The organism is Massilia oculi, from assembly GCF_017582745.1.
GTDB lineage: Bacteria > Pseudomonadota > Gammaproteobacteria > Burkholderiales > Burkholderiaceae_D > Telluria > Telluria oculi_A.
In genome coordinates this window covers 88,555-103,895 of the sequence record NZ_JAFVIM010000010.1, presented here as the reverse complement: position 1 = coordinate 103,895, position 15,341 = coordinate 88,555, and the positions used below count along the sequence as shown (strand labels likewise).

Annotated in this window: 12 protein-coding genes; 6 read left to right on the top strand and 6 right to left on the bottom strand. The window is 51.9% G+C overall.

Annotation, left to right across the window (positions count from 1 at the left end; all coding sequences use genetic code 11):
- The first annotated feature begins 11 nt into the window (after positions 1 to 11).
- The 6 genes from J3U95_RS13625 (at position 12) to rfbC (ending at position 5,531) form a co-directional block, all read left to right on the top strand.
- Positions 12 to 386: a hypothetical protein gene (locus J3U95_RS13625; protein WP_208279119.1), complete on the top strand. Its 375-nt coding sequence runs from the start codon at positions 12 to 14 to the stop codon at positions 384 to 386.
- Positions 386 to 1,861, top strand: coding sequence for a M48 family metalloprotease (locus J3U95_RS13620; RefSeq protein ID WP_208279118.1), 1,476 nt, complete (start codon positions 386 to 388; stop codon positions 1,859 to 1,861). The genes J3U95_RS13625 and J3U95_RS13620 overlap by 1 nt, the downstream gene beginning before the upstream one ends.
- A 256-nt stretch (positions 1,862 to 2,117) precedes the next feature.
- Entirely contained in the window at positions 2,118 to 3,194 is a 1,077-nt protein-coding gene (gene rfbB / locus J3U95_RS13615; RefSeq protein WP_208279117.1) for a dTDP-glucose 4,6-dehydratase, read from the top strand.
- On the top strand, positions 3,191 to 4,096 hold the full coding sequence (gene rfbD, locus J3U95_RS13610) for a dTDP-4-dehydrorhamnose reductase (protein ID WP_208279116.1): 906 nt from the start codon (positions 3,191 to 3,193) through the stop codon (positions 4,094 to 4,096). The genes rfbB and rfbD overlap by 4 nt, the downstream gene beginning before the upstream one ends.
- The gene (gene rfbA / locus J3U95_RS13605) at positions 4,093 to 4,986 is read left to right on the top strand and encodes a glucose-1-phosphate thymidylyltransferase RfbA (protein ID WP_208279115.1); all 894 of its coding nucleotides are present in this window, start codon (positions 4,093 to 4,095) and stop codon (positions 4,984 to 4,986) included. Before rfbD ends, rfbA begins: the two co-directional genes overlap by 4 nt.
- Positions 4,986 to 5,531 (top strand): dTDP-4-dehydrorhamnose 3,5-epimerase, encoded by a 546-nt coding sequence (rfbC, locus tag J3U95_RS13600; RefSeq protein WP_208279114.1) that lies wholly within the window; start codon positions 4,986 to 4,988, stop codon positions 5,529 to 5,531. The genes rfbA and rfbC overlap by 1 nt, the downstream gene beginning before the upstream one ends.
- A 254-nt stretch (positions 5,532 to 5,785) precedes the next feature.
- Here the strand turns inward: rfbC and J3U95_RS13595 are convergent, their stop codons facing one another.
- The 6 genes from J3U95_RS13595 to J3U95_RS13570 form a co-directional block, all read right to left on the bottom strand.
- The gene (locus tag J3U95_RS13595) at positions 5,786 to 6,907 is read right to left on the bottom strand and encodes a WcbI family polysaccharide biosynthesis putative acetyltransferase (protein WP_208279113.1); all 1,122 of its coding nucleotides are present in this window, start codon (positions 6,905 to 6,907) and stop codon (positions 5,786 to 5,788) included.
- Between the two features lie 134 nt (positions 6,908 to 7,041).
- Complete coding sequence (locus J3U95_RS13590; protein ID WP_208279112.1) at positions 7,042 to 8,079, bottom strand: polysaccharide pyruvyl transferase family protein; 1,038 nt, start codon at positions 8,077 to 8,079, stop codon at positions 7,042 to 7,044.
- A gap of 1 nt (position 8,080) precedes the next feature.
- Entirely contained in the window at positions 8,081 to 10,099 is a 2,019-nt protein-coding gene (locus tag J3U95_RS13585) for a glycosyltransferase (protein ID WP_208279111.1), read from the bottom strand.
- A complete protein-coding gene (locus J3U95_RS13580) occupies positions 10,096 to 11,037 on the bottom strand; it encodes a hypothetical protein (protein ID WP_208279110.1) in 942 nt (313 codons plus the stop codon). Before J3U95_RS13580 ends, J3U95_RS13585 begins: the two co-directional genes overlap by 4 nt.
- Entirely contained in the window at positions 11,024 to 12,856 is a 1,833-nt protein-coding gene (locus tag J3U95_RS13575) for a glycosyltransferase (protein ID WP_208279109.1), read from the bottom strand. Before J3U95_RS13575 ends, J3U95_RS13580 begins: the two co-directional genes overlap by 14 nt.
- A gap of 119 nt (positions 12,857 to 12,975) precedes the next feature.
- Positions 12,976 to 15,330: a glycosyltransferase family 2 protein gene (locus tag J3U95_RS13570; RefSeq protein ID WP_208279108.1), complete on the bottom strand. Its 2,355-nt coding sequence runs from the start codon at positions 15,328 to 15,330 to the stop codon at positions 12,976 to 12,978.
- Positions 15,331 to 15,341: the final 11 nt, after the last annotated feature.

Below are 15,341 nucleotides of genomic sequence, written 5' to 3'. Positions count from 1 at the left end.
AGGACTCATCGATGAAATTGACAACGACGTTGCCCGCGCTGTGCCGCGGCGCCTGTGCGATCTTGCTGTGCGCTTTTGCGTCCGCTGCGCTTGCTTCCGATGAGGTCATGTCCGTGAAGGGCAAGCAAATCGAAGTGTTTGCCGTTCCGGACAATGCGCAGCCTGGCGTGAAGATGGCGGTCTCGGGGCTTCCATGGCATATCAAGGAGGAAAAGAACAGCTTTTTTCGGGTCGACTTGAACGGCAGGGACGTTTGGGTCGATTCGATGCAAGTGGTCGTCCGGCGCACGGTGCATGACGCATGTGGGCAGGTCGGCAGGACAAGCACGGTGCAGGCCTCACAGGTGGCGGGTTCCCCCGGCGCCGGCCCGGCGCGATGCAAATAATGACGACATATTCCCTATTGCGCGCTGCCGTGTGCGCTGCGGCCTTTGGTGTTCTGTCGGTACCGGGCAGTCTGTTTGCAGCCGAGATCCCGGCTGTCACCACGGTTACGCAGCTGCCGCCGCCGCCAGGACATGAATGGGCAGACTTGCAGGCCAATCTCAACGCCAATCGCATCCGCGGTAACGGCCTGGTATCGATTCCGCCACTGAAAGCTTACCTGGACCAGCTCTACGCCCAGTTGAAGACATCGGCCGGCGTGCCGGACTGGCCTGGTTCGGTCTATATCACCGCCGACACGACCCTGAATGCGCACTCTTCCGCATCAGGCAACTTGTTCCTGCACATTGCCTTGATTCAGTCGGCCGAATCGGAGGACGAAATTTATTCCGTGCTCGCGCACGAATTCGCGCATGTGTACCTGAATCACCAATCCACGTACGAAACCCACCACACCGCGGAGAACCTGCGTTTCGCGGGGACGCTGCTTGGTGTGCTGGCGGGGAAAATCGATGTCGGCTCGGGTCCGGTCAAATGGGGGCTGGGCGATACGATCGGCGTGGCCGACAGCCTGGCGCACGACTCCTTGATTCCCGTCTGGCAGCGCGATGTGGAAAAGCAGGCAGACATGGCGGGCGTCCACCTGAGCCTGCGTGCCAACTACTCCTATCCTGCCGGGTTCAAGACTTTCCTCGAACGGCTTGCAACGATCGAGCAAGGTGAACTGGAGGCGCTCGCCGCGGCGGCTGCGAATCAGGCGGCAAACAAGCCGCAGAGCGTGCAGAAGTTCCGGGCGACCCATGCCTCGGCCCAGGAGCGGGAAGCCACGTTGACCGAACTGGTCGCGCCGGTGCTTCCTCGGCCACGACCGGCGCCACGCGAGACCTCATGGGAGGCTGCACTGCGCGAACCGCTTACCGCCGAGGTGTTGGCGCATTTTGCCCTGCTGCCACAAATTGTGGAGCTTCAAGCCAAAGGCAGGAACGGCGATGCTCTGAAACTAGCCCAGAAGGCAGCTTCCGGCGCGACCGCCGGGGATGCGACGATGCTGCTGACTCTGCAAGACGCCATGCGGCGTGCTGGCGCGACCCAGGCTGAGCAGGGCGCCGTCCTGTTGCGCAACGTGGATTGGCCCGAGCGTTCCTGGAACGCTCTACGCCAAGGCATCTACCTGGCGTTCATGCCTAACCAGCCCGAAATGGCGAAGTCAGGCCTGAATGCCCTATTCAAAGAATTTGGCGAAGCGCCTGCCGCCATGCCGGATATGGTGGCTTTCTATCTGCATACACAGGACAAATTGGCGCAGATGGCGATGACCACGCGCTGTCTGCAATATGCAAGCCACCGCAAAGCGTGTTCCTTGAGCGGGCAAACCGAGCAGGAACGAGCCCAGCAGGCTGCCCAGATCAAGGCGCGCGAAGAGCAGCTTGGCACGCAGGCAGCCGACAAATTCATGAAAATGCTGAAGTTGAAGTAGACAGTCATCGGCGGGCTCCGCATGCGCGGGGCGTGATGAAGTGCAGTCACTCTGGATTGACAAGCCTTCAGATCGCCCTGAAAATGCAAAGGAAATGCCATCCCTTGCTGCTATGCGGCAAGAATCAGATGGTAGAACGGACGTGATGCATCGTTGCACAGCCTGTCGCAGAGCCTGATGCCGCTCATCAAATCAATTCTTCAGGTCGAGCGCCAGACGGGGTTCGGCCACCGACCCTTTATCAGGAATCGCAGGAATGACCATCCTCGTGACGGGCGGAGCGGGCTTCATCGGCTCGAACTTCGTCATCGACTGGCTGGCGCAACACAATGAGCCAGTCGTCAATCTCGACAAGCTGACCTACGCCGGCAATCTCCAGAATCTCGCCAGCCTCGAAGACAACCCACGCCACCATTTCGTGCGTGGCGACATCGGCGACGGCGCCCTGGTGGGACGCCTGCTGGCCGAACACCAGGTTCGCGCGGTACTGAATTTCGCGGCCGAAAGCCACGTCGACCGCTCGATCGAAGGCCCCGGCGCCTTCATCCAGACCAATATCGTCGGCACGTTCAACTTGCTGGAGGCGGTGCGCGCTTACTGGAGCGGCCTGGAGCCGGATGCGCGTTCGGCATTCCGCCTCCTGCACGTGTCCACGGACGAAGTGTACGGTTCGCTGTCGAGCGAAGCGCCGCCCTTCAACGAGCAGAACCGCTACGAACCGAACAGTCCATACTCCGCCAGCAAGGCCGCGTCCGACCATTTGGTGCGCGCTTACCACCACACCTATGGCTTGCCGGTCGTGACGACCAACTGCTCCAATAACTACGGTCCCTATCACTTCCCGGAAAAGCTGATCCCGCTGGTGATCCACAATGCGCTGGCCGGAAAGCCGCTGCCGATCTATGGCGATGGCCAGCAGATCCGCGACTGGCTGTACGTGACCGACCACTGCAGCGCCATCCGCCGCGTGTTGGCGGCGGGCCGCCTGGGCGAGACTTATAACGTGGGCGGCTGCAACGAGAAGGCGAATATCGATGTGGTGCGCACCTTGTGCGCGATCCTCGACGAACTGCGTCCGCGTGAAGATGGCGAATCGTATGCGTCGCAGATGACCTTCGTGAAGGACCGTCCCGGCCACGACCGTCGTTACGCGATCGACGCGGGCAAGCTGGAACGCGAGCTGGGCTGGCGACCGGCCGAAACCTTCGAGACCGGGATCCGCAAGACCGTCGAGTGGTACCTGGCCAATGATGAGTGGGTGCGCAACGTGACCAGCGGCGGCTACCGCGAGTGGATCGACCGGCAGTATGCCGATGGACGGCCGGCCGCATGAAGATCCTGTTGCTTGGCAAGGATGGCCAGCTTGGCTGGGAGTTGCAGCGTGCGCTGGCGCCGCTGGGCGAATTGCTTGCGTATGGCCGCGGTGAAGCAGATTTCGCCGATCCCACGTCGCTGCGCGCGCTGGTGCGCGATGTCGCGCCCGACGTCATCGTGAATGCCGCGGCCTATACCGCGGTGGACAAGGCCGAGAGCGACCAGCCCGCCGCGCATGCTTGCAATGCGGTTGCTCCCGGCGTGTTGGCCGAGGAGGCCGCCGCCCTCAGCGCGTGGCTGGTGCATTATTCGACCGATTACGTGTTCGACGGCTCGAAAGAGGGCACATGGGTCGAGACCGATGCCGTCAATCCGCTGTCGGTATATGGCCGTACCAAGTTCGAGGGCGAGGAGCGGATTCGCGCCAGCGGCGCCAGGCACCTGATCCTGCGCACCAGTTGGGTATTCGCTGCGCGCGGCGGCAATTTTGCCAAGACCATGCTGCGCCTGGCGAAGGAGCGCGAGACCCTGAGCGTGGTGGCCGACCAGCACGGCGCCCCGACCGGCGCAGAGCTGCTGGCCGATGCCACGGCGCTGGCCTTGCATCGCATCGCGGCTTTGGGACCAGAGGCGCACGGCTTGTCTGGCACGTATCACGTGGCCGCCTCCGGCAGCACTACCTGGCATGCCTATGCGCGGCATGTGCTGGCGCAGGCGCAGGCCCACGGCGCCATATTGAAGGCAGGGCCCGAGTCGGTGCAGCCGGTCGCCTCGAGCGCATTTCCGACACCGGCCGTGCGGCCGGCTAACTCGCGCATGGATTGCAGCAAATTCTGCGCGAGTTTCGGCTTGGTGCTGCCCGACTGGCGCTATCACGTGAACCGCATGATCGCCGAGTTGTCGGCACAAGGAAACCTATGAGCGAACCCGTGAAACGCAAGGGCATCATTCTCGCCGGCGGCAGCGGCACCCGGCTGCATCCGGCGACGCTGGCGATCTCGAAGCAGTTATTGCCGGTGTTTGACAAGCCGATGATCTACTACCCGCTGAGCACACTGATGCTGGGCGGGATTCGCGACATCCTGATCATCTCGACGCCGCAGGATACGCCGCGTTTTCAGCAATTGCTGGGGGACGGCGCGCGTTGGGGCTTGAACCTGTCGTATGCCGAGCAGGCGTCGCCGGACGGCCTGGCGCAGGCATTTCTCATCGGTGAACGATTCCTTGACGATTCGCCTTCCGCCCTGGTCCTGGGCGATAACCTGTTCTACGGACACAACCTCAACACCCTGCTCGACAGTGCCAACGAACGGACCGATTGCGCTACCGTTTTCGCTTACCACGTCCAGGATCCTGAACGGTATGGCGTGATCGAATTCGATCGTGAAGGGAAGGCGGTCAGCCTGGAAGAAAAGCCGGCAGCGCCGCGTTCGAACTACGCGGTGACGGGGCTGTATTTTTACGATGAGAACGTGTCGCGGATGGCGCGCACGCTCAAACCGTCTGCACGCGGCGAGCTCGAGATCACGGACCTGAATCGCCTGTACATGGAGGCGGGCAAGCTGCACGTCGAGATCATGCGGCGAGGTTATGCCTGGCTCGATACGGGCACCCACGAGTCGCTGCTCGACGCGAGCCAGTTCATCGCGACGATCGAGCATCGGCAGGGGCTGAAAGTGGCATGTCCGGAAGAGATCGCCTTCCGTAAGGGATGGATCGATGCCGGCCAGCTCGAAATACTGGCGGACCCCATGAAGAAGAACGGCTACGGCCAGTACCTGTTGCGTGTTTTGAAAGAAACGGTGTTTTGATGCAGATTACCCGATTGGCCATTCCTGACGTCCTGCGTATCGAACCTCGGGTGTTCGGCGACGAGCGTGGTTTTTTCTATGAGAGCTTTCATCAAGCCCGGTTCGAGGAAGCAGTCGGCCGGTCGGTGACCTTCGTGCAGGACAACCACTCGAAATCGGCTCACAACGTGCTGCGAGGATTGCATTACCAGATTCGGCAGCCGCAGGGCAAGCTGGTGCGCGTGGTCGCTGGTAGCGTATTCGACGTGGCGGTGGACTTGCGTCGCTCGTCGCCGACTTTTGGGCAGTGGGTTGGAGAAATCCTGAGCGCAGAGAACAAGGCGCAGATGTGGGTGCCTGAAGGGTTTGCGCACGGTTTTCTCGTATTGTCGCAATCGGCCGAGGTTTTGTACAAAACGACAGATTATTATGCGCCAGAATATGAACGATGCCTGGCGTGGAGCGATTCACTGATAAAAATCAACTGGCCCATTCATGAAACACCTATTACTTCGGCTAAAGATAATAAGGGACAAGGGCTCACTGAAATTGACTACTTCGATTAGTGCCGTGCTTTAGTGGGTGAAAGAAAAAGATTGATCTCGATGCTTCCTCTCATAGCACAGCGTTCGCTGTGTTGTGGGGTGCAATGGTTCCGAAGTGTGTCAGGTCTAGAATTCTTCATTGTTGTTAACTATATTAGATAGTCTTTGCTGAAGTCATCCCATAGAATTTCCAGTTAGCAATGAAATAGATTTCGAAAGTGTGATGTTTAAAAAAAACACTTATCTAAACTGATGGTCGCTCATTTCCTGCCAATTCAATCTCCTGTTGGTCTTACAGATTCGAGCCAATGGTGTTTGAAAATATACACATTATCCCAGCCCATCAGTTGATGCCGTATCTTCGGCTCTGCCCACGTAATATCAAGCTTTAAGTGTGACGTATCTTCCGCTGGCTTCGAGCGTGCCTGTAAAATAGTGTTATTCGGCACTCTTATATAATCATCTGGGCTCAATGTGTTGGCTGGTTGCAGGAAGCGTTTGATCGCTGTTTGAGAAGTTGACTGTCGCATAGTGCTATCTCTTCCAAAACCATGAGCTAAGCGTAAATAGTCTGACCAAGGAATAGTTCTGTTGCCAAAATGACTCGCCTTGTTCTGGAAGTCAGCATCTTGAAAACGGAGTCCTAACCGTTCGCTGACATCGGGATGTATTGGAATCTTTACCCCCTCCTGAGGCTCCGCAGCCGAATATAGATAAGCTGGATCAAGCGGCAGGTTTAAAATTTTGTTCAGGCGCTTAACCACTTCTATCCAGAGCGCTTGCGAAGGATGAGATGGGATTAGGAATAGCCGTTTATTCCGAAATTCCTCAACAATAAAATCCGAAATAATAACGTCGCACTGTCCCATCTTCTCATGGTTGCGTAATATTTCCGTTGTTGAATCAAGATTTTCAAATAGGAAGTTATCTTCTTTGAACGGTCTATTGAATTCTCGCATGTAAGCATTGAAATCGCTATTGCTTTTTGCAAGGCTAATGGAAGACTGATAATGCCACGACGGCGCGTTTACGAAATAGCCATCTTTAATATATGGAAAATAACCACGCCATTCTAGATAAGGGTAACAAACATATTTCACATTATTTTTGATGCACGCATCAATCAGGCGCGAAGTTTCGTAGCCTTTGCGTCTTAATATCGGACTGAAGATGATGATGTCCCAATTCGAAACTGATTCATAAGGAAATGGAATTTCACGGTGAATTATTTCATAATTTGTGACGGTGTCAAATGAGTATGAGAGATCTGTGCAGAAGGTCTCAAATATTCGGGCGAGCGCGCCAGCATGGCAAGCTCCGTAAAACAAAATTCGTTTTGGGTTTGGCAAGTTCAACGTGCGCCCGCGATTTATAATCTCGTCGGTGATTACTGACAATTTGTTCTCCCGTGAGTCTCAAAAAGGCTTGCTCTAAATGGCAAGCTCGTCTGTCCATGAAATAGTTTTACGAAAATTACGGATGCAATTACCTCTTAGAGGGCACCATCGATCTTGACGGAAAAAGCGAATCTCTATGTTGATGAAAATTTTAACTTCGGAATGATTTTCTCGATTGCTGCGTCAACCAATGTCTTATTCTTCGCCGCTACTGATGTAATATTTTCTCGAACCTCAGAGGACTCTGCAAATTTAACAGTCTTCAAAAATGTGTTGTTATCAAAATTATCTAGGCTGCAATTCAACCCGTCTAGTCCAGAATCAAATAGCAAATCCGCATTCTTGCGCGTGTCACCGATATTGATAAATGGGACGTTCGCAATCATTGAAAAAACTATGCCGTGATACTTCATCGTTAGCACGAGCGCTGCCTGAGACTTAATTGCTTGATAGATATAGCTGGGTCCTAAATATCTGTCAACCACTGCAACCTTGGCGCGATGTTTCATCTTTGATGCAACGTCGGCCGCGAATACGTTATCCCGACTGTCATGCCACATGCTCATCGGAATACATATAATATTATAGAACTGAGATAAATAATCAATTGCGTGTGCCAATTTATATTTGAACGACTCGACAATATAATGCCGGCTTAGTTCTGATGACCTATAGTGATCGGATAAGAATAGAAATAAATTTTTCCGTTCTGCTTTAAATCCTGCCGGGGGCACTTCGCAATGCGAAATAAGCTCCTCGATCGAAATATGACGATCTTCAAAAGTGTGGCCAAATATCAAATCGGGCACATACTGCGCTTGAGGTAGAAAAGCCTTTGCCGCTTCGACATCACGCTTGCTGCGCAGATGTACATCATCAATTTTGTCAAGTAGCGGAATAAGCAGCTTAGCATCGTCACTTCCATAAGGTAATGAGCATCCATAGAGGCTTAGGGAGGTGAATGAAGTTGGAAGCCGAGAAATGAAGTAGTCATTAATAATTGCCCCGCCGCCCAGTATCGCCGATTCAGCGCTTGTTCCAGTGAGATTTCTTGATAATGCGCAAGTAGGAGCTCCCATTCTTTGCACCCAGAAATCATAGAAAGCATCATCCCCAGCATTCTGGTAACCAAAATAGCCGAGGACAGCAGTTTTATAGTTAACATCAGTCATTTTATGCGTTCCTCATGATGAGCATAAGCTGATTAGATGATACTCTTGCAATTCGTTTTTCCTCCCTACCATGATCTTCGTAGTGTTTCACCAATGACTCATGGTCGAGTTTCTTATTGACGGCGAGATCTGCGTATGAGTTCTGATATTGTTTAGTATCGAGAATTTTTCGCCATTCGCCTAATAGCAGCTTGCCGAAACTCTCATCGGGAAGAGTTGCGGCTAATTTAATCACTTCAATAAACTTCGCTGGGATATTCTCTTCTTCGCGGCCTTGAAGCTTCTTAATGATTTTTTCGCTTCCTTCGCTATTCCAAGCTGCTAGCACGAGTGCAAATCTTTCAATTTGACTTATGGCTGTAAATCGATTGCATAGACTGCCCCACTGACTAATTGAAGGATTTTCGACGCATGAAAATGCCGCTGCGAGCATTAAGTAATATTTCTCTTTCAATGATGCCAAAATATAACTATTGTCGGCGCTTAGATTCTTTGGGAAGAGCCAAGTTTTGCATTCATCTCCTCTAGCGCTAGACTCAATCAGGCTGATAATGGTTCGAGCGAAAGAATATTGTTTATAGGTATTAATTGGATCCATTTCTCTCTCGAGCGCAAGGTGGTCGATAAATCCAGGCTCAAAATACTGTTGGAAGACAATCTTTAGGAATTCGAGAAAGGCGTTTGCCGACCAATCGAATATTGGCTCTGGACCACGAGTTTCCTTATCATAAAGCAGTATCTCATGCAAGCTAGAAGCGCCATTAGATCGTTCATGCAGGCGAATCGATTCGCTGAATTTAATTATGTCCGTGATGTAGTCCTTTGACATGTATGACTGTGCATACTCCCGCGCTTCATTACCTAGCTCGATCCTGCGTTCTGGCGAGCTCGCGAGCTCATAGATAGCATCGTGCATAGCCGCCCGATCTTCGATGCTATCGACCTTTATCACTCCTTTCGAGACTTCCGCAAATATTCCACTATTTAACACAACTACAGGTTTGTTACATGCCATTTGTTCAACAAGTGAACCGGACCCACCCTCCGTGTTTGGATAACGCATATTCACGAAGAAATCAGAGATTTCCTTAATCTCTTGAAGTCTTCCATGGGTTACGTTCAATTCTAAACTGATCAATGAGCCCTGCGGATGCTCTGCAATCATACGCTTGAGGCTCTCTACATACTCCTTGTCCGACGGCTTTCCTGCAATGATCACGGTTTGAATCAAATCAGCAAGCAAGGGAGCGGAAAAAATCGATTCTAAGAGTCGATGGATCTGCTTACCACGCTGTATATGCCCAATTACACCGATCGTTACGCGCCGGCGCCGTGATGTTTCGTTTTTCCACCGTAAGATAGTCTCGGGCGAAAGGGATTCTTTTTCGTCGCCAGGAAGGCGCAGTTGCAGGATAGGTCCATCGTAAGCTTTCTCTACCGCACGCCGAGCCATGCCCGAATGCACAACAACTCCTTTATGTAAAGGATTGTTGACTATCGCCTCGATCATCGGAAACTCACTAGTGAGGTCGGTATCCCATAAGCCGATCCTTGAGCCAGACGATCCTAATATCTGCGAGGCGTGAACGCTTTTTAAACCGCTTTCTCCATAATGACGTCCCATCAGATAAGCATAGACGGATGGGGCATTGCAATCAGAGAAGATGCGCCCGGCGAGATAATGTTGATAAACATAGTCGTGTAGGATCGCAACTCCTGGCACAATATTTGATAACTCGAAGATCTCTTGATGATTCTCTTTGTTATTGCCGAGATTGTAGAAGACGTGATCGTAATGGTCCTTAAATAGCCTGATTGAGTCAGAAGACTTTAGGAATTGTTTGATTTCAAAGCACGTGCTCGTTGAACGATATCGATGGCCGTTCTCATTTACAAAAATATCGATCTCGAAATTGCTGTTGCTGGAAGGGTCGCTATTATGGCTCTCGACCAGAGTATGTGAGAATTCACTGATCGAGGAGGCAGTTGAGAATGGAGTGCACCAAGCAATCTTTTTCATTTGGTCAGAAGTTCGAGAAAAGCGGCTATGTTTGACTTGTAGGCTGGTAAATATCGACGTTGAGCCGATAAAACAGAATCGAAGAATATTTTATTGCCTAGCAAATGCGAGATGAATGATTCCAGTTTCGCGAAATTTAGATCCAAACGATCAATATTAAAATAACCGATGCAGTCAGTCGGCATCCATCGGCCTTTGCTCCGCTCAGTTTCTGAGGCATTGATTTGGATTACTACTGAGTTAGCGGCTGAAGCGTCGTTGATCCGTAGTGGTGTACAATCTGATCGGTCTTCTCCAAGGTAAATCTGTATTAATGGCCTGGCCGAAACGAACCCGTTGTGAGGCATACGCATCCCAAATATTTTTGGAGCCGGGCTATTTTCTTCTGAGTTGAAATACAACGTTGGTTTGTACTTCGCCAGAAGCTCCAGTATCGATCCATAATTATCAATTTCGTTGCTATTGACAATAATCGCAATTCCGTCTTGCTCGAGGTTTGATATTAGACTGCTTGAGGTTGACGGGAGCGTAGTTATATATATATGCCGCGAATGAAATTGTTGAATATTAGATCTGCATTTTTCATTCAATGCAATTACCCGCTTAGACTTGTTCAAATTGCGGTGAACAGCGGAGTATCGTACTTTTTTTTCTTCAAGTGGGAGATCACTGGCGTCTATGGCATCATAAGGTGATTGAGAAAAGACGTGTGTGAAGGTCTTGGCTTTTGAAAATGCGATTGTCGACTCTAGGTCTGTGCAAATAATCTTTTGCCCATACTCCGGTTCATAGCCTTTCGCGTCTTTAATCGATATAAGGCCGACCAAATACTCAGAATTAGGTAGCGAATTTTTTATAAGTTTTGCAAATTCACCATCATCGTATTCGCTGTGTGCGAACAATAACTCAGTTCGAGTATCTTTTTTATACCAGGTCATAAATACCTTCTTTGCTATCTTCGAACGTGCTAGCCAAATAATCTATGCGTGCGAGATAATTCTTGGCTACATTAAATGTTGAGTGGTTAATCATTGATAGACGCGCCGATCTACGTAGTTTGTTTGATAGTTCCTGATCCGAGAATATCGTTTTCATTGCAGTTGCAGCCGAATTCGTGTTAGGTTCTGCCCAGGTTCCATTAGTGACATGTGGATAGTCACCCACTTCAATTCGAATTAATTTGTAGTCTACAGGGAGGCTGTTTTCAATAGTGGCAAAAGACTGATTTCCAGAGTAATCTGTGACGACAACTGGTTTCCCAAGTATCATTGCCTCTGCAATGTTTCTACCAAATCCTTCTGCCCGGTGCAGTGATATGAAACAATCACATGCCGCATATAGGTCTATCAGATCGCCTCTCTCAAGAGTCTCGCAAATGATATAAATGCGTTTATCTTTTTGTGCGAGTTTTTCGAGAGCACTCCATTCCTTATTGGTTGTGGAAGGTTTGAGCACCTTGATTACTAGTCCTACCTTGTCTGATGTCGGAAACGCCTTCAAAAAAGCACTAATACAAGCTTCCGGATTTTTACGTCTGGATGATGACTTAAGATCAAAAGCGAAATAAAACAAGAATTTATGCTCTGGTAGCCCGAAGTTCTTTCGGGTTAGGCGTCGAGTTGATGCGACTTCGACTGCCATAGGCATGAACAGAACTGGTTTTGTCGTACTGGAAAGTATGGAGTTTTGGGTATAAGCGCTCGAGGCCCATACTTCGTCAACTAGCGAAAATAGGTGAGACCACTGTGACGGCCAGTGTGATATTTCCCAGGGCCAGTATCCAATGTTGTAATGACCAGTAACTTTAGTCAAGCCATGTTCCGCTATATAGCGGGCATGCTCCAAGACGGGAAAGCAAAAAACGTTAATTTTATTGCGATGGTGATTGTCTCTGGGCGATACGTTCTTAGAGTAATCAACCGCTACAGTGGGAATTGTTGTGTGGTTAAGTGCGGCAATCATCATACGAGAATCTTCGGCAATGCCAGAAGTCTCACTAAGATACCCAACCACATTCACCCCAGCCGCCTTCGGGCGGATCAGGCAAGTATTATATTCCGTCGATCTAGAGACGGCTGCTATGAACGACTTGAATTCAGCCGACTCGGAATACCATTGAGTAAAGCGGCTGATTTCGCTTGGAAGATTGAAGCTTTCCTTGAGATCGTTGCGTGCTTCAAATAGAATATGTTGATGATTGGTAATTCCTGATGGCTGCTTCGTCAGCAAAAAATCTATTTGCCAGGATCCTAATCGAGTTCCGTTATATTCTGGTTCGAATCCATATTGAAGATACCAGAGAAGTAACTTGGCGCGCCCGTGGCTGCTGGTTAAATCACAGTTTACATCCGGCCTACTTATGAGGGTGATGACCATTAGCCAAGAAATTGCCTGGGCACTGTCCAGAGTTGAATATTTTTGGTGATCATATGCTGGTTTCGAGAGTTCTTCCCAGAACGGTTCGCATTCTCTTAAAAGAGCGTACTCTTTAACCCCAGAGCAAATGCACCAAGATAGAAAGCGCATTCGACTTTCTACCGTATCCAAGGGATACAAGGTTTGTAAGTCCTGATCTCGAAGTTGCCAAATAAGCAGCATAACTCCAAAAATCGGTACGGGTAAGCCATCAGATAAAGACGAAATCGGCTCGAAATATGCTCTTGCTGGGTGAGTCGCTATATTTTCTGTGGCGTACCTCTTCACTACCCTATTCAAGTGTTCGATGACTTCGACTTCGCGTGAGATGCTATTTTTCATAATTCAGCATTGGCGTCGCATTAATTTCTAAATTCAAGCTTATGATTTTTAGAGCGTTCAACAGCGATTGGATAGTTCGTGTTGGCAGCCTTCGTCTAGCTACAAAAGACGATGAATCTTTATGGAGCTATTAAATTAAGGCGAGGTTTTCTCTGGCGGGGTGGGAGCGCCAAGCCGCCGAAAGCATGGCTGTTGGGGTCTAGGTTGACACATGGGTGATAAGTCGGATCGAGAGTCAATATGTGGCCCCACCGTTGACGCAAATTCTGTACTTCGCGCATAGCGCGAGCCTTTTTTTGAGGTGTGTCTTCGTGGCCGCGACTGGCAGATTCCGCATGCAGTAATTTTGCATGAGGGGTCCAAATAATAACTTTTCCCGAAGCACGCACTTTCAGGCAAAGATCGACATCGTTGAAAGCCACAGGGAAAGCGTCTGCATCCATTCCTCCCAAGCTCAAAAAATCTTGTCGACGCAGGAACAGGCATGCCGCAGTGCATCCGCTAACTTGCTGCACTAGTTGGTTACGACCATGGTCGCCCCAATCCCCGTCTGCCAAAAGATTTCCAAAATGGCCTGCAACATTGCCGACTCCTAACAGCACACCGCCGTGCTGCACCATACCATTTGGCCAGAGCAGCTTCGCACCTACAGCGCCGACACCTGGGCGCAGTAGATGTGCAACGATTTCCTCCAGCCAGCCTTGGTGTAATGCTTCGATATCATTATTCACTAAGCCGACGATCTCACCGCTGGCAAGTGCGATCGCCCGGTTATTTAAATCGGCATAGTTGAATGGTCCGGGCATTGCCAGCACTCTTACGCCCCGAGCTGCGATTTCGGAAAAATAGGCATGTGTTGCCGGCTCAGTAGAGCCGTTGTCAATAACAATCAGCTCTAAGCTCGGCCAAGTGGTGAATTGAAGTATTGTGTCAATACAACGTTTCAGCAAGTCAGCCCTGTCGCGAGTTGGAATCACCAAGCTGATTTTTATGTCGTGTGCGTTCTGCGGCAAGGTTGCTCGTACCCGGCGGGCAGCATCCTGTGTGCCGTGCGGCACCGTCACGAGCGTCTCAAGCACAAGTGATGGATCGATCGCTTCCGCAGCCTTGGCGACAGCAGCAGCTCGACTGGCGCGCTCGAGTTCGGTCAGAGGCGAATTCCTGTGGTACAACACCCGTGGCACATGAACGATGGTGGCTTCTCCTATCGCATGCGCGGCGGCTAGCGCAGACCACCCGAATTCCGCTGGATTGCTGGCTTGTCGCAGCTCCTTCGCAAGTGCAGCGCGCACCAGCAAAAGGTCGAGCGGATAATCGGTCGCCAGCGCATAGTCGATGTTCCAGGCCGGCTTGAACCATGGATGGCCATTCTGCTCACTGTCGGTGTAGACCACCTGCGCTTGGGGCAGGGCGAAGCCTTCCAGTGCATGTGCTAACGCGTTTGGCGTAAGCGTATCGCCGGGGCGAATGCACACGATCACGTCACAGCCCGTAGCCAGGGCGCCGTCGAGAACCGCTGGGAATGTCGCGCCGGGGAAGACCTGCACGGTCACGCCGTGTTCTTCAATGCTTTGCACACTGCGCTGGGTCGGATCCGCGCCCGGCTCTCCAGTGATCAGGATGCCGATTTTGAGTTTAGCGACGGATGCGGGAAGTGGCGCCGGCGGCGCGGCGTCAAAGCGAGCTGACCACTCGGGCCAGTAACTCATTGGCAAGCTGCGGGGCAGTAGCCGTTCGTAGTAATCGGCGACTCCTTGTAGCAGCTCATCCGTGCTTTGGGGGAGCAAGCCGGTCAATCCGTCGATCGCGCAGCATACAGTGACCGGGCTGCCGTTGACTTCACGGCCGTCTTCGTCCACCACGCGAATACTATGCGACTGTCCATCCGCAAGGGATGGCGGGAGCACCAGTTCGAATCCATGGGCACCATCGATGTAGGCGCGCTGGAACGGGTGAATGATGTTGGCGACGGTTTCCGTCACCATGTCCTTCCCGTCAAACGCGCGCACGCGCAGGAAGCGCTTCGTGTCTGCCGGATCGAGAGCCCAGCCTTGCAGGCGCAAGCCGCCGTCGCCGAATACCGTGCTGACTGCAGCAGCGGGAGGACGTTCCGGCGCCGTGCGGCTCACCGCACCGGCCAGTATTGCGTCGTTGTTTGCGATCCGGCAGGTGAGTACCCCCTTGGAGCCTTCGGGAAGATGCCCAAGGTCGGCAACGAAACCATGACAAACGTCGGCTTGCTCGGCCAGGGTCTGGATGGTCGACGCCAGATCGCCGCGTGCGGCATCGGCTACGACGCTGGCGCAGGGATAGCCATCGAGGCATACCTCGACCACCACCCGGGCATCGGGCCGCGCGCTGTCGAATGCCCAGCCAAACAACTGTCCGTTATACAGTCCTTCGACCGCGCCATGCCAACGTGTAGGAGCGGCCAAAGTAACGGCCTGAGCAGGGGAGGGTGAATCGGTCATCATGAATCTTCAGC

Bases quoted from the DNA above. Each gene is read 5' to 3' on its own strand.
- J3U95_RS13620 (WP_208279118.1), top strand. From the start codon at position 386: ATGACGACATATTCCCTATTGCGCGCTGCCGTGTGCGCTGCGGCCTTT.
- rfbA (WP_208279115.1), top strand. From the start codon at position 4,093: ATGAGCGAACCCGTGAAACGCAAGGGCATCATTCTCGCCGGCGGCAGC.
- J3U95_RS13585 (WP_208279111.1), bottom strand. From the start codon at position 10,099: ATGAAAAAGATTGCTTGGTGCACTCCATTCTCAACTGCCTCCTCGATC.
- J3U95_RS13625 (WP_208279119.1), top strand. From the start codon at position 12: ATGAAATTGACAACGACGTTGCCCGCGCTGTGCCGCGGCGCCTGTGCG.
- rfbC (WP_208279114.1), top strand. From the start codon at position 4,986: ATGCAGATTACCCGATTGGCCATTCCTGACGTCCTGCGTATCGAACCT.
- rfbB (WP_208279117.1), top strand. From the start codon at position 2,118: ATGACCATCCTCGTGACGGGCGGAGCGGGCTTCATCGGCTCGAACTTC.
- J3U95_RS13570 (WP_208279108.1), bottom strand. From the start codon at position 15,330: ATGATGACCGATTCACCCTCCCCTGCTCAGGCCGTTACTTTGGCCGCT.
- rfbD (WP_208279116.1), top strand. From the start codon at position 3,191: ATGAAGATCCTGTTGCTTGGCAAGGATGGCCAGCTTGGCTGGGAGTTG.
- J3U95_RS13580 (WP_208279110.1), bottom strand. From the start codon at position 11,037: ATGACCTGGTATAAAAAAGATACTCGAACTGAGTTATTGTTCGCACAC.
- J3U95_RS13575 (WP_208279109.1), bottom strand. From the start codon at position 12,856: ATGAAAAATAGCATCTCACGCGAAGTCGAAGTCATCGAACACTTGAAT.
- J3U95_RS13590 (WP_208279112.1), bottom strand. From the start codon at position 8,079: ATGACTGATGTTAACTATAAAACTGCTGTCCTCGGCTATTTTGGTTAC.